The following is a 13,276-nucleotide window of genomic DNA, read 5'->3' on the forward strand; positions in this document are numbered from 1 at the left end:
TGCTAATGCACGCAGCACTCAGCGTCGGCACCTGCTCGCAATCCACCTACTCCATATCGGCGCGCCCCAAACCGATCCAGCGAAGCGCGTCGGCGCGCTTCCCCAATTTGGCGAGCACATCCCGCGGCAGGCGGTCGAGCGTGCATAGCTCCTTCGCGCGCATTCCGACACGGCAGTCTCTTTCAAAAAAGTGAACCGCATAGACGTAGAACCGCTGCAGAAACGTGCCGATTGCTGTAACATAGCCGACATCACCTTGGCTCACGAGGAGTTCACCCAGAGCCATACCGTTGTATGTACCATCGTTGCGGATCACAGTGCGTGCAATCACTCGCTCGCCAACTGCGAAGCGCGGTGGAAAAGCAAGTTCGACTGCATCGTCGCTCTCAACGTCCTTCACTCCCCGCTCATTTAAATGCGGCGATGCACGCTTCACGACACCCCCCGTGGCAATGCATTACCTCCGTGTTCGATCGCGCTGGCATCGATGCGCGAGACGCTCGACTTTCCTGCGCCATCGCGCGCACGCGCCGCGACGCCCAATGCTTGCTTACCCTTGTTAAATGCAAGGCCACACCTGTCTTGTGTTTCGACGAAGTCGACGGTAAAGCCTTCGAGCAACAGCTGACTTTCTGCCGGCAAGAAAATCCGCAGTCCATTGATCTCCGCAGTCTCATCACCGGGCTGCGCATCGGCGGCGGCGCTAAGTTCGGCTTCGTATCCGGAGCAACCGCCGGGGTTCACGCAAATACGGACGCCCGCACCGGATGGCAGGCCGGAAAAGCGCACGATACGGTGCAAGAACTTTTCGGCGGCAGGTGTCATTGCAAAATTTGGCAACATGATATAGACGTCGTCGAATTGAAAAATCGCGGTTACACTGCGCAAAGCACGCGGAACCGCGGCGCTAGGCCGGCACGATGCAGCCATCCACAGGGCACGCCGCCATGCATTGCGGACTATCGAATTGCCCTTCACACACGGTACATTTCTTCGGATCGATTGCGAAGATGCCGCCTCTCTCGCTGATGGCGACGTTTGGGCACTGCGGCTCGCAAGCCGAACAGCCAGTGCAAGCGGACGCAATGATCTTTAGTGGCATACCAAGTACTCCTCATGATGGTTTTCTGTTAGCCGAGTACGTCAGGGTGACTGTGCGACCTGCCGCTCAAACAGGGGCGTCTTCACCTGCCCTCGTCAATCCAATCTGTGGGATCGCCGCGCCGACGCGGTCCGCGTGGATAATTTGGCCAGTCGCGAGACGGCCGCAATAGTCGGTGAACCATGCAAGCGCGGACTTTTCGATTGTTTCGTGGGCGTACGTATCCACGGGTTCGATTCCCGCTTCTAACAGCGAGTTCCGTGGACACAAGCCAATCTTTGCAACCAGCACAGCATGGCAATCATTGATCGCGTCGATAATCGGCACCAAGTCATCCTCATCGCCATCGCCGCCGCGGCAATAGGCGCCCACGCGGCGGTGCGCGACAAGCACGGCTCCAGCAGCGCTGACCTGAAAAATATGGAACTCGGAAACATGGCCGAAATGTGCGTTGACCAGCCCGCCACCCTTCGTCGCAACGGCAATCCGCACCTCAACATCACCTAGCACCTGGCTCGCTCGTGACAAGCTTGGCGTCTTATGTTTCATTTTGCGCTCTATATCGCATTCGGCCTCCATGTGTGGGCGTGTACGGCCATGATCAAGCTTGTCTGCAGCGTCCATGTGCTCAATTCTTGCGAGCGAAAACTCCTGATGGCGGTCTTCGCCCAGAAGGCCTACGGCATCTGCACGGCATTGCCGGCAATGGCGCATTAGCGCCGCGCCGCCCATGCAGGCCTCCTGCACGTCTTTCAGCTCGCGAGCGGTAGGCTCGCGCTGGCCGCGGCCGCCGAAATATGTCCCGTGCGCAGGATCCGAGATCAGCGGCATGATGTTGTGCAAAAATGCACCTCGCCTCTTTACTTCACGATTCACTTCGACCAAGTGTTCGTCGTTGATGCCGGGGATCAGTACCGAGTTGATCTTCGTAAGTACGCCACGAGCGCTCAACATATCGAGTCCTAGCATCTGCCTCTCGTGCAGGATTCGCGCGGCCTCTTCGCCCGTAACTCTTCTGTGATCCCAAAAGATCCATGGATAGATCTTTGTGCCGATGAAAGGGTCGACCATGTTAATAGTAACCGTCACATGATCAATGCCGTGATCGCAAATTTCGCCGACATAGTCCGGCAGCAAAAGCCCGTTCGTCGAAAGACATAGCTTAATGTTCGGCGTGAGTTCGCGAAGCATACGAAAGGTGTCGAACGTTTTCTTCGGATTGGCCAGTGCATCCCCCGGGCCCGCGATACCGACGACAGACAATTGCGGAATCCTCGAGGCGACGGTCATCACCTTTTTCACGGCCTGATCCGGCGTGAGTTTCTCTGATACCACACCGGGCCGCGACTCGTTCGAGCAATCGTACTTTCGGTTGCAGTAGTTGCATTGAATATTGCAGGCGGGCGCCACCGCAACATGCATGCGCGCATAATGGCGGTGAGCTTCTTCCGAATAACACGGGTGATCTCGAATCTTCTCCCGCACCTCCGCGCTCATCTTTTCTGTTGCTTCGGTCGAACAGAAAGTTGAACCGGCCGATGCGCCATTTGAATCGAAGCTGCCGTATCGGGCCATTGCATCCGCGGCCGACATCGATGGCATGGTGGATGTGGTCCTGGCGCCGTCGGCCGAGGTCAGAGCGCCGGCATTCGCGCAATCGTGCATGGATATCTCTCCGCAATGAACAGTGTGGGCGCCTTTTCTTCCAGCAGAATCCATGCCATCGTGAGAGCCACAATGTGCGAGTGGACGACATCCCAGAAGGCCTAATCGTCGAGCGCCGATTCCTGAAGCCAAGAGCAGCGCGGTGCTCCATCGGCATCAAAGGGGGATCAAGCCGCGCTGGCGCGGTGCCCCTGTCTTGGTCACCTGAATTACTCGCGAGAATTACTCGCGAGAAAAGCGACCGCTTGCGCGTTCATTGATACGCCGATCGGCCGAATTTAAGCGCGACCACACTGTTAGAAACGGGACATTCCCGACGCGACTTTCACACCACGAACCCGGATTCCCGACATGATGCCTTTCGGGTTCAAATAGAACCGCCCTCCGCCCGTAGCGTCCAATTGGCACGATGCTTGCATCCCTTTCGACACCTCTCGGGAGACTTGACATGCATGTTCCGATTATCAATGACACGACGCTGCGCGATGGTGAGCAGACTGCAGGTGTCGCATTTCGCGTCGAGGAAAAATGCGCGATCGCAAGCGCGCTGTCGCAGGCCGGCGTGCCGGAGCTCGAAATCGGGATTCCCGCAATGGGCGATGACGAAATGGCGTGCATAGCGGAAATTGCAGGGTTAAATCTCGACTCGCGCATAATCGTTTGGGGACGCCTCACCGAAGGTGACCTCGCGGCGGCATTAAGTTGCAATGCTGATATCGTTCATCTCTCCATCCCTGTTTCGGACATTCATCTGCAGCACAAGCTTCGGCAGTCGCGTACGTGGGTTCTGAATCAAATTGCCCGCATCGTCGACATCGCAGTCGGCTCTCACGCAACGATTTCTCTCGGTCTGGAAGACGCCTCGCGCGCGGACCCTTCGTTTTTGATCGACGTCGCTCAATGCGCAGAGCGGCACGGGGTCCAACGCTTGCGTTTTGCTGACACGGTCGGTGTGCTGGATCCTTTTAAGACATACTACGCGATTGCAGCTCTGCGCGTTGCCGTGGACCTCGAGATCGAAATCCACGCGCACGACGATCTCGGGCTGGCCACAGCCAACACGTTAGCGGCCCTTGCGGCAGGCGCAACACATGCTAGCACCACCGTTAACGGTCTTGGCGAGCGAGCCGGAAACGCGGCGCTAGAGGAAGTCGTGATGGGAGCGCGTCACCTTCTGCGACGAGATACGGGCGTCGACACTAAAGCGCTGCCCGGTATTTCGTCGCTGGTCGAGCATGCGTCGGGCCGAGCCGTCTCCTTTGGAAAAAGCATCGTTGGTAGAGGCGTTTTTACTCACGAAGCGGGAATTCACACGGATGGCCTTGCCAAACACGTCGCAACCTACGAAGGATTCGATCCTGCAGAGGTGGGCCGGCAACGGTCTACCGTACTCGGCAAACATTCTGGGTCTCAAGGCGTGCGTGACGCATATGACGCTTTGGGCCTGAAGGTATCGGAGCGGCTTGTGCCGTTACTGCTCCCTCGCATCCGTGCCTTCGCCTCGCGACATAAGCAGCCGCCTGGCGCAATCGATCTCCGTCGCTTTTTGAGTGAGGCACGGAGCACGCGAGTCAGAGCGTCCTGAAGGCGGCTCATAGCGAGAAACAGACTTAGGAGGAGCAAACCCATAGAAGGACGTATCCGAAACTTCGCCCACTTTGATCTATGGAGGATTTCCGCGTCTCTTTTGCGCTGCCCTTGACATAAGAGTAGTGAAGTTGAGCCGCCTGCACATCACGAAACCTTTTTTCGGTACATCGAACACCCAGGACGACCCGCCGCCCCCCCGCGACGGCTGACCTATCATGGTTTGCTGCCAAAGGCCTGCGACGACTTCGTTGTATCTACGCCCCCTGAACAACGAGTGCTTAAAGCCTTCAGAAGGCGCCGACCGGCATGTCGTCTTCCTCAAAAACCTGTGCGCGTCGCTGTCCGCACGCAGCGGCGTCTGATCAGGAGAACCTCAATGCATATTGTCGTTTGCATCAAACAAGTACCGGATTCTGCCCAGATTCGGGTTCACCCTGTGACCAACACCATCATGCGGCAAGGCGTGCCTGCAATCGTCAACCCTTACGATCTCTTCTCACTAGAAGAAGCGTTGCGGCTAAAAGACCGCTTCGGCGCGTGGGTCACGATACTTTCTATGGGGCCGCCACAGGCAGAGGAGGCACTGCGCAGATGCATCAGCTACGGTGCTGACGACGCCGTGCTTATCACCGACCGGTCGTTCGCCGGCGCCGACACGCTCGCCACTTCTTATGCACTGGCTGCCGCGATCCGCCAGATCGCTAATGAACGCTCAGTGGATATGATCTTCACGGGCAAACAAACGATCGACGGTGATACCGCCCAGGTCGGCCCGGGCATCGCGACGCGCATGGGCATCCAACTGCTTACCTACGTGTCGCGGATTCTCGAGATCGACCTCGGCCGACGCACGATTATGGTCGAACGCCGCGCTGAAGGGGGCGTTCAGGTACTCGAGACTGCGTTGCCATGCCTTGTTACGATGCTTGAAAACACGAACGACCTGCGTTTCGCGACACTGCCCAGAATGATCCATGCCGCCGGCTTTCCCGTACGTAAGTGGAACCGCGAGCATGCCGGAATCGATGACATCAGCAAGATCGGGCTGAAGGGATCACATACCGTCGTACGTAAGGTGTTCGGCGCGACGCCGCGTGAAGAAGACGCCGAGATGATCGAATTCGACGAGTCGAGTCTCCACGAAGCGGCGGCTCAACTGGTGCATAAGATCTTTACTCGTCATCCGACGCTGGAGGCAGACCTGCGGCTCACGGAGAGGAATGCATGAATTCTCCTGTTGCTTCGAAAAGAAAACCGGCTGAGACGATCACACGGGCTAACGGCTGCAACGTGGAACTTCCCGACAGTATGAAAGACTATCGGGGCGTGTGGGTCTTTATCGAGCACGACCGTGGCCGTGCGCACAGCGTATCGTGGGAACTGGTCGGTGAGGGCCGAAAGCTCGCCGACAAACTCGGCAGCACCGTCGCTGTAGCGGTGCTCGGCGGTACTGAAGAGCCACTCGAGCAGTTTGCCGCTGAGGCATTCACCTTGGGTGCGGACAAAGCCTATGTCATCCACGATCCGGTATTACGCGGCTATCGCAATGAACCGTTCACGAAAGGCCTGTCAGATCTGGTCGGCAAGTACTGCCCCGAGATACTGTTGCTCGGGGCGACTTCAATGGGACGAGATCTCGCGGGCTCTGTCGCAACACGACTTCTGACTGGCCTTACAGCCGACTGCACTGAGCTAAATATCGATCCAGCGTCGCGCGCACTAGCTGCGACGCGGCCGACATTCGGCGGCTCGCTGCTCTGCACGATCATGACGCTCGCGTCCCGCCCCCAGATGGCGACTGTGCGCCCACGAGTCATGCCCATGCCGCCGGCGCAGCAAGGCCGCAGTGGCGAGATCGTTCAGGAAACGCTTGGAATGATCGAGGCCAATATTGTAACTAAATTGCTTGACTTCATCCCCGACGTGACGAGCGAACAAATCAACCTCGCCTACGCGGACGTGATCGTGAGCGGCGGCAAGGGGCTCAAGAGTCGTGAAAACTTCCAGCTGCTATTCGAGCTGGCGCGAGTGCTCGGTGGCGAAGTCGGCGCGAGCCGCCCGTGCGTTCAGGCGGGTTGGGTCCGAGCCGAACGCCAGATCGGACAGACCGGCAAAACCGTCAGGCCCAAGCTTTATATCGCCGCGGGAATCTCCGGTGCGATCCAGCATCGGGTCGGAATGGAAAGCTCCGACGTCATCGTCGCAATCAACACCGACGCGAACGCACCGATTTTTGATTACGCACACTACGGCGTTATCGGGGACGCAATGCGCGTAGTACCAGCACTAACACAGGCCTTTAAGCAACACCTGACGCCTCAGGGGCTAGACTCGTAAGGAAAACCGAGATGATAACTTCCCCCAAATTCGATGCAATTGTGGTCGGAGCTGGACCAGCAGGCAACGCCGCAGCCTACGTTATGGCGAAAGGCGGGCTGAAAGTGCTTCAGATTGAACGTGGCGAGTATCCCGGAAGCAAAAACGTTCAGGGCGCCATTCTTTACGCCAATGCACTGGAACAGATCATTCCGAACTTCCGCGACGATGCCCCTCTCGAGCGCCACATCATCGAGCAGCGCCTATGGATGCTTGACGAAACCTCGTTTGTGGGTACGCACGCACGCAGCGAGGACTACAACAATCCCCCACATAACCGCTACACGATCATACGGGCACAGTTCGACAAGTGGTTTTCATCGAAAGTTCGCGAAGCAGGCGCTTTGCTGATCTGCGAGACCACGGTGAATCGCCTGATTATGGACGGAGACCAGGTTATCGGCGTGCAATGCGACCGCGAACACGGTGATGTCTATGCGGACATCGTGGTCCTTGCGGACGGCGTCAATTCGACATTGGCACGTAAGGCAGGCTTTCACAGCGAAATCAAGGCGAGCAATGTCGCGTTGGCTGTGAAGGAGATTCTTTTTATGCCTGAGGAAACAATTTGCCAGCGTTTTAACGTTGCCGATAACGAAGGAGTGGTCATTGAGATGGTCGGGCGGATAACCGACGGCATGGCTGGAACCGGCTTCCTGTACACTAACAAGGAGTCGCTGACAATCGGCGTCGGCTGTATGCTGAGCGACTTCAAGAACAACTCGAACCGTACAAGCCCGTATGTGTTGCTTGAAAAAATGAAGCGTCATCCGTCCATCGCCCCGCTCATCGCCGGCGGGGAAATGAAGGAGTACTGTGCGCATCTGATCCCCGAAGGGGGTTTCAATGCAATCCCGGAAGTGTACGGCAATGGCTGGATGATCGTCGGCGATTCCGGTGGATTCGTCAATTCCGCACATCGTGAAGGTTCTAATCTTGCCATGACGACAGGACGCCTCGCCGCGGAAACCGCGATAGCCGCAAAATCCACCCGAAACCACAGCTATCGGGCTAGCGCCCTCTCCGGCTACAAGGCCGCGCTCGACAACAGCTTCGTGATGAAGGACCTATTCAAGTACCGAGACATGCCGAAGATCTTGCATCGCAATCCACAGTTTTTTACCACATATCCAGATCTGGTCTCTAAAGCGGCCCGAACGATGATTACGGTCGACGGCGTCGACAAGCAGACCAAGAAGGGGGAGGTCATCGCGAGTTTTCGAAAAAATCGCTCACTAACGGGCTTGATGGGCGACGCATACAAACTCTGGAGGGCCTTCCGATGACCAAAATTACTGTGAACATCGACGAGAAGCTATTCCAAAACCGTTACCGCGTTGACGTCGGCCGACCACACGTCCACATAAAAAATCCTGAGACGTGCATTAATGAATGTAGAGATAAAAGCTGTACGTTCGTCTGCCCGGCTTCCTGTTATCGGAATGAGAACAACGGCGCCGTGACACTAATTACCGACGGCTGCCTTGAATGCGGTAGCTGTCGCATTCTATGCACGGAACACCACAACCTTTCTTGGGAGTACCCGAGGGGTGGCCACGGAATCCAGTTCAAGTTCGGATAGACGAATACAACGTCGTCATTTTGGCTTCTGCCTTCCGCACGAAAGGTCAGAAGCCTTATCGTTTCGGAGCAAGTCAATGAATCTCCTTACTGGAATTGAGTCGACAGATCTGTTTGGCGGTGCCGTGCCTCATTCCGTGTTGCGCTTGATCGAGGACACACGCGGCGGCCGCTGTGACGATGTGACCGCTGCATTGTGGACCGCCGTTCTTTCTCACCCGCGCTGCCTGCCACCCTACTATCTGCTATACAAGTTTCATGCGAACCGGGGCGAACTTGGCGAGGCGAAGGAAGTTGCAACCAAGGCTTTGACAGCTGCAGCCAGGGAAGCGTCAATTGACGTTGACTGGAGCGCGGTACAGCCAGGCGACACCGATTTCACGATTCCTGGACCGGCACGCTTTTGGCTCTTCACGCTGAAGGCGCTGGCCTTCATCAGCGTTCGCCGGTGTGAACGCGAGGTTGCCCTAAAGCTCCTTGCCAAGCTGCGCCGGCTGGACCCGACCGACTGCGTCGGCTTCAACGTGGTGGAAGCCCTTCTTGCGCATTCCGGACGCCGATAAGCCCTTCCGGTAGGCCATCCGTGTCCCTCGCGTGAAGCCATACCGCCTACCCGCTTGAGCCGACCAAATTGCACTGCTTTGATTGTGCATTGCTAACACGGAGCTCACGTGACCTCAGCGTGTAGAGCTGATGCCATGCAAAGGAGCCACGCAGCAAGGCGTCCGTGATTGATCTTGCTACTCGAAGAAGGGGCCTCGCGCGCGGCATCGTGACCGAATTGCAATACGATTCGCGCGTTTTATCACAGCAAACACAGTTCGACAGTGAGCGCCCGGCCGGCCTATGCGGCAGACATCCTGCCGATGTGCGCCGCGACCTTGAAGCGGGAACGCTCGACTATGCTGCGGCGTAAGCCGGCCGACGGTTCGCTGCCGCATATCTGGTTGAAGCACGCCGCATCAACTCGAGCCAATTGGGCCCAACGATCCTGTGACCAAGGCCGCCGAATCGGGCTGTGCGTGAGAGCGTGTATCACTTTTGTAAAGAGCTACAGAGTGGACAGCTGTACGCACGCAGAGTACGATGAACTGCAAGCTGCCACGTTTTCGGCGACCATTCTGTATCTGGCCAGTCGGCCGAAGCGATTGGCTACGCTCAAATTCCGCTCAAAGCCAGCAGCACGAACTTTTCTTTGCGTCCGGCAGATCGATGACTCGGGACTCGATGGCGTCGTCGAGTCCCGCCCGCGCAGGCTCTCTTCGCCGGTATCTCCCTGATCCGTAAAGGCTGTGGCCGCTGCCTGTAGCCGGACTGCTGTGGTCGCCGGGCTCCACACGCACGCCAGCGAGGCGCAGCACACGGACCAGCTACCCGTGCCTAATCTCGACACGATCACCGCGCGTTCCTGGCTATCTGGTTCCGGTGAACGCCGAACCGCTGAGCCAGTACGACAAGTGCGCCTTCGCATCGAACCGGAGGCATGCCTACCTTTTCCTTGGGCCGCTGATGAATGCGCAAGCCATCTTGTCATCGCACTGGTTTTCCCCCACCATTCGTGAAGCTCAATAATCAGTCGATCCCCTCCCCCACATGAACTCCCGGGCCATCCCCCACGCGGGGCCACCAATAGAGGTACAGACTCGTAAAAGTGTTCTTCGGGTCCACCCACGTGCATTCCTTATCCGAGGCAGCGGCAGCCAGCGCCGCCGCACCTACCAGCGCAGCGGCCATCACCGCACCGCGGAGCACCACCTTTAACCTTTTCATAACTGTTTCCTGTTCGGCTAACGTTAAAATTGCTAACCACTTTCGATTTATATCATTCACCGTACTGTCAACCACAAACTGCGCCGCCCTTCGTGCAACCGCCAGAAGAGGGCATCAAATATACCTGACTTAATCCGATCCGCTGACCCGCACATTTATTCCAGACCAAAGCAACTGGAATATTCCGAACACTCCCCGCAGCTTGATGCCCGACAGAGGTTCAACCCCTCGCTCCCGCAAACTTCCCTGTAGAGAAATTTCTTCCACTTCATGCCGTAAACGTTCCTTTCAGCAAGCGTCGGAAACCAGTAATTGAGCAGCGCTGACAATTCGCCGCGCGAAGAAAGGCGCAACTCCTGCCACAAGTGTTTGCTGCCTGCGCAAGCGGATGCCAGCGTGTGCGAGATGCAATGGATCTCGGTCGTTGTGCCTGCCGCCGGATTGGCGTGCGCCTTTAACAACACTACAAGAGCAATGTCGTCATAAGACGGTCGTCTTTGTTTGTCCGCAGCGGACGCGCCAAAGTAAAGACCTAGCGAACTCTCGGCATCGGGAAACCAGCGAGCAAGCAGCCAGTGTGTCTCTTCGGCGTCCAGTCCGGGGATAGGCAATCTCTCCGTACCGCCTTCGTCGACCGCCGCTGCGAGAACGCCGGCGACCGCAAGCACCGTCAAGTCATCGGGGTCTGTCGCATGGCGCATCAACGCCGCGTAGTAATCCATAAAGACTCCTCGCTTTCTCACACTTCAGCTGTAGCATGTGTGTAGCACCCTTTCGGACATATCTTCGCACATGCCGTGCAGCCAACGCAGAGACCACGATGTGCAATTGTCATGACCTTCTTTTCATGCTCTCCCTCGTCTTCATCATCGCCTTCATTCAGTGGAACATGCTCGCCCTCCTCATCGACGCCTAACAGTTGAAGTACGCCGCGAGAACACACCCTGAAGCATCGCCCGCAACCGATGCATTTTTGTTCATCGAGTGAATCTACGAAGTGAGGCACCCAGACCTCTCCGCTTGGGAGTACCACACTAAACAGATGGCTCATCTCGAGCTCCGGAAGTTGAATCGCGAGCCGAAACTGCGGTCTGACGCGCCCGCATCAGCGCGGCATGCGCGTCGTGACAGCGTTGCGCGACCACCATTATCTGCTCCCAACCCGTTGGCAGATCTTCTGACAGATCATGCAGATCCATCTTGGCCTGCATGGCCAACGCGTTGAGTTTTTTAAGGCGCGTCTTAAGTTCCCTCGGATCATTAGTCATCCTGTCCTCCTTATCGGACGACGCATTGGAAGCGTCACTGGCAACAAGAACCGCCCATACTACGGAGATCGGTTTTAGCCAGGGGGCAACTCATCGTCGCCTGCAAAGTCGTACGATCTGCCACGTTCCCTGGTGAGAATCTTGCGCAACCACGGAGGCGGCGTTCCATTCAGAACCCCGCGCAGCTTGATCAGAATGTCTTCGATCGGCAACGGCTGCGGCACTTTCACTGGATGGACCTTAAGCGCTACTACGCGCGCAGCCGCAGTACCGCCTATGGCCGCGACATACAACATCGCGCAGTCGCGGATCACTTCGAGCTTCGGCGCAAGTTTCTCATCATCGCCGTCCGGCACCTGCTTCTCGCCGAAATCAAAAACCTGTAAAAGCGTATGCCCTTCCGTCGTCACGTCGTAGACTGCAATGCTTTTCGCCCAGCCAAAATGAGCGTCGATGTGCACTTTGTCCTGTGTCGCAAATGCGATCTTCATGCGCTAGCCACCTCATCACGTTCAAGTTACGGCATATAACATCCTTCTCTTAAACCTAACCCTGAATCGAAACATCAAGGCCGCCCGATGATTGCGGCAGTTTCCAGTCGCCGGGATGAGGTTGCGAGATCCTCTCGATCATGACGTTGGCGATCTCGAAAATAAGATTCATCGTGCCGCGATAACCTATCTGGCAACGATGGGCGTTCCCCACGCGGTCAAATACCGGAAAGCCCGCGCGCATGAGCGGCTTTCCGAGGCGAGCGGCCATCTGCCTGCCGTGCGAATGCGTGATCAGCAGGTCGCAATTACTCGCGCCTCGTTCCATGTCCTCCAAGTCCCCCAATATGACTTCGCTTGCCGGCAAGAGCGCATGCGATGCCGAAGCAGTGGTACTAATGCAAACAGATAGTTCCGCACCCATTTCACGGAGCAGCGAACCGATCGAAAGCAGCAGGTCAGGCTCTGCACCGATCGCCGCCTTGAGACCACCAGTATAAAAATGGCTGTCCAGCATCGCATCCAGTACTTGGCTGCGCTGCCGGAGATATCGCGCCGGGACTGCACGCCCCGAAAGTTGTGCAAGGCGATGCAAGAACCGGTCGTTCGGCTCCAGCCCCGTTAGTCGCTCGAAGATCTCGAATGGCACGCCGGCAATCGCTTCGACCATCTCGGCGGCGTCGCGCGTTTGCTCACCTACGCCAATTGTGAATGACGACGCCCCCGCGGCACGGATCTGATCAACCGTCGTTCCGCCTAGCGTCGTGCCACGCCACACAGAATCAAGGTGGCCGTCGAGGGACCCGGAAACATCTGGAAGCACGATCGGCTCCAGCCCGAATGCGCAAATAATCTCGCGAAGCTCGTCGATGTCGCCGGGCGATAGATGACTGCCCGGCACTAGATTGATCTGCTGACGTACCGTCGGCAACGGCTTCACCAGCGTCTCGACGATCGCGGTTACAGCGCGCCTGTAGCCGTCCTCGAAGGCGCCCACATAGTCCGGTGTCGAAACGAGGACAAGTTCAGTATCGTCGAGTTCACGCTTGCGTTTTCGCACCATCGCAAGATGCCCCTCTATATCTTCGCCGTTCGTCTCAGTCAGGCCCGTCGTGCAGAGCACAATCATCTTAGGCGCCGCGCGCTTGCGAATGTTCATCAGCGCTGTCTCTACGTTCTCGTATCCGCCGAGAATCGCGGTGACCTCGCTCATCGCCGTTGTTTGCAGCGGAATGGCTTCTTTGAAATGGCGCACCAGTAGCACGAGCGCGAACGACGTACAGCCCTGCGAGCCGTGCATTACCGGCATACATGCGTCAAGCCCCATGGCTGCGTAGGTCGCGCCGAGCGGTTGACTCAACTTTAACGGATTAACGGTACAGGCTTTTTGTGACTCGACGACTATCGCCATGATATTTGCCCCACTGTGAAAA

16 protein-coding genes are annotated in these 13,276 nt (G+C 57.2%); 7 read left to right on the forward strand and 9 right to left on the reverse strand.

What is annotated here, in order from left to right:
• Nucleotides 1–46: 46 nt before the first annotated feature.
• The 4 genes from BMI01S_RS26845 to nifB all read right to left on the reverse strand — a co-directional run bounded on the left by BMI01S_RS26845 (nt 47) and on the right by nifB (nt 2,767).
• A complete protein-coding gene (locus BMI01S_RS26845) occupies nt 47–400 on the reverse strand; it encodes a nitrogen fixation protein NifZ (RefSeq protein WP_028232043.1) in 354 nt (117 codons plus the stop codon).
• 32 nt (nt 401–432) lie between these two features.
• A complete protein-coding gene (locus BMI01S_RS26850; protein ID WP_306303738.1) occupies nt 433–978 on the reverse strand; it encodes a HesB/IscA family protein in 546 nt (181 codons plus the stop codon).
• A complete protein-coding gene (locus BMI01S_RS39390) occupies nt 908–1,102 on the reverse strand; it encodes a 4Fe-4S binding protein (protein WP_081723518.1) in 195 nt (64 codons plus the stop codon). Before BMI01S_RS39390 ends, BMI01S_RS26850 begins: the two co-directional genes overlap by 71 nt.
• A 66-nt stretch (nt 1,103–1,168) precedes the next feature.
• Nucleotides 1,169–2,767 carry a nitrogenase cofactor biosynthesis protein NifB gene (gene nifB / locus BMI01S_RS26855; RefSeq protein WP_042291070.1) on the reverse strand — a complete coding sequence of 533 codons (1,599 nt, stop codon included), beginning with the start codon at nt 2,765–2,767 and terminating at the stop codon, nt 1,169–1,171.
• Between the two features lie 448 nt (nt 2,768–3,215).
• Between nifB and nifV the strand changes: the two genes are divergently transcribed.
• The 7 genes from nifV (at nt 3,216) to BMI01S_RS41095 (ending at nt 9,230) form a co-directional block, all read left to right on the forward strand.
• Nucleotides 3,216–4,352, forward strand: coding sequence for a homocitrate synthase (nifV, locus tag BMI01S_RS26860; RefSeq protein WP_028232041.1), 1,137 nt, complete (start codon nt 3,216–3,218; stop codon nt 4,350–4,352).
• Nucleotides 4,353–4,733: 381 nt separating this feature from the next.
• A complete protein-coding gene (locus tag BMI01S_RS26865; RefSeq protein WP_028232040.1) occupies nt 4,734–5,585 on the forward strand; it encodes an electron transfer flavoprotein subunit beta/FixA family protein in 852 nt (283 codons plus the stop codon).
• Entirely contained in the window at nt 5,582–6,694 is a 1,113-nt protein-coding gene (locus BMI01S_RS26870) for an electron transfer flavoprotein subunit alpha/FixB family protein (protein WP_028232039.1), read from the forward strand. Before BMI01S_RS26865 ends, BMI01S_RS26870 begins: the two co-directional genes overlap by 4 nt.
• Before the next feature lie 11 nt (nt 6,695–6,705).
• Nucleotides 6,706–8,019, forward strand: a complete 1,314-nt coding sequence (locus BMI01S_RS26875; RefSeq protein ID WP_028232038.1) for an FAD-dependent monooxygenase — start codon at nt 6,706–6,708, stop codon at nt 8,017–8,019.
• Nucleotides 8,016–8,315, forward strand: a complete 300-nt coding sequence (locus tag BMI01S_RS39395; protein WP_081723517.1) for a ferredoxin family protein — start codon at nt 8,016–8,018, stop codon at nt 8,313–8,315. The genes BMI01S_RS26875 and BMI01S_RS39395 overlap by 4 nt, the downstream gene beginning before the upstream one ends.
• Before the next feature lie 76 nt (nt 8,316–8,391).
• Nucleotides 8,392–8,877: a hypothetical protein gene (locus tag BMI01S_RS26880; protein ID WP_028214805.1), complete on the forward strand. Its 486-nt coding sequence runs from the start codon at nt 8,392–8,394 to the stop codon at nt 8,875–8,877.
• Nucleotides 8,878–9,041: 164 nt separating this feature from the next.
• Nucleotides 9,042–9,230: a hypothetical protein gene (locus BMI01S_RS41095; protein WP_154671356.1), complete on the forward strand. Its 189-nt coding sequence runs from the start codon at nt 9,042–9,044 to the stop codon at nt 9,228–9,230.
• Nucleotides 9,231–10,239: 1,009 nt separating this feature from the next.
• Here BMI01S_RS41095 and BMI01S_RS26890 read toward each other — a convergent pair.
• The 5 genes from BMI01S_RS26890 to nifN form a co-directional block, all read right to left on the reverse strand.
• The gene (locus tag BMI01S_RS26890; RefSeq protein WP_028214803.1) at nt 10,240–10,806 is read right to left on the reverse strand and encodes a nitrogen fixation protein NifQ; all 567 of its coding nucleotides are present in this window, start codon (nt 10,804–10,806) and stop codon (nt 10,240–10,242) included.
• A gap of 17 nt (nt 10,807–10,823) precedes the next feature.
• Nucleotides 10,824–11,135 (reverse strand): ferredoxin III, nif-specific, encoded by a 312-nt coding sequence (fdxB, locus tag BMI01S_RS39400; RefSeq protein ID WP_081716235.1) that lies wholly within the window; start codon nt 11,133–11,135, stop codon nt 10,824–10,826.
• The gene (locus BMI01S_RS26895; RefSeq protein WP_028214802.1) at nt 11,119–11,352 is read right to left on the reverse strand and encodes a CCE_0567 family metalloprotein; all 234 of its coding nucleotides are present in this window, start codon (nt 11,350–11,352) and stop codon (nt 11,119–11,121) included. The genes fdxB and BMI01S_RS26895 overlap by 17 nt, the downstream gene beginning before the upstream one ends.
• 74 nt (nt 11,353–11,426) lie before the next feature.
• A complete protein-coding gene (gene nifX / locus BMI01S_RS26900) occupies nt 11,427–11,843 on the reverse strand; it encodes a nitrogen fixation protein NifX (protein ID WP_028214801.1) in 417 nt (138 codons plus the stop codon).
• A 55-nt stretch (nt 11,844–11,898) separates the two neighbouring features.
• Nucleotides 11,899–13,254, reverse strand: a complete 1,356-nt coding sequence (gene nifN, locus BMI01S_RS26905) for a nitrogenase iron-molybdenum cofactor biosynthesis protein NifN (protein WP_028214800.1) — start codon at nt 13,252–13,254, stop codon at nt 11,899–11,901.
• Nucleotides 13,255–13,276 lie beyond the last annotated feature (22 nt).

The organism is Paraburkholderia mimosarum LMG 23256 = NBRC 106338, from assembly GCF_000739815.1.
In the GTDB taxonomy this organism is placed as follows: Bacteria; Pseudomonadota; Gammaproteobacteria; order Burkholderiales; family Burkholderiaceae; genus Paraburkholderia; species Paraburkholderia mimosarum.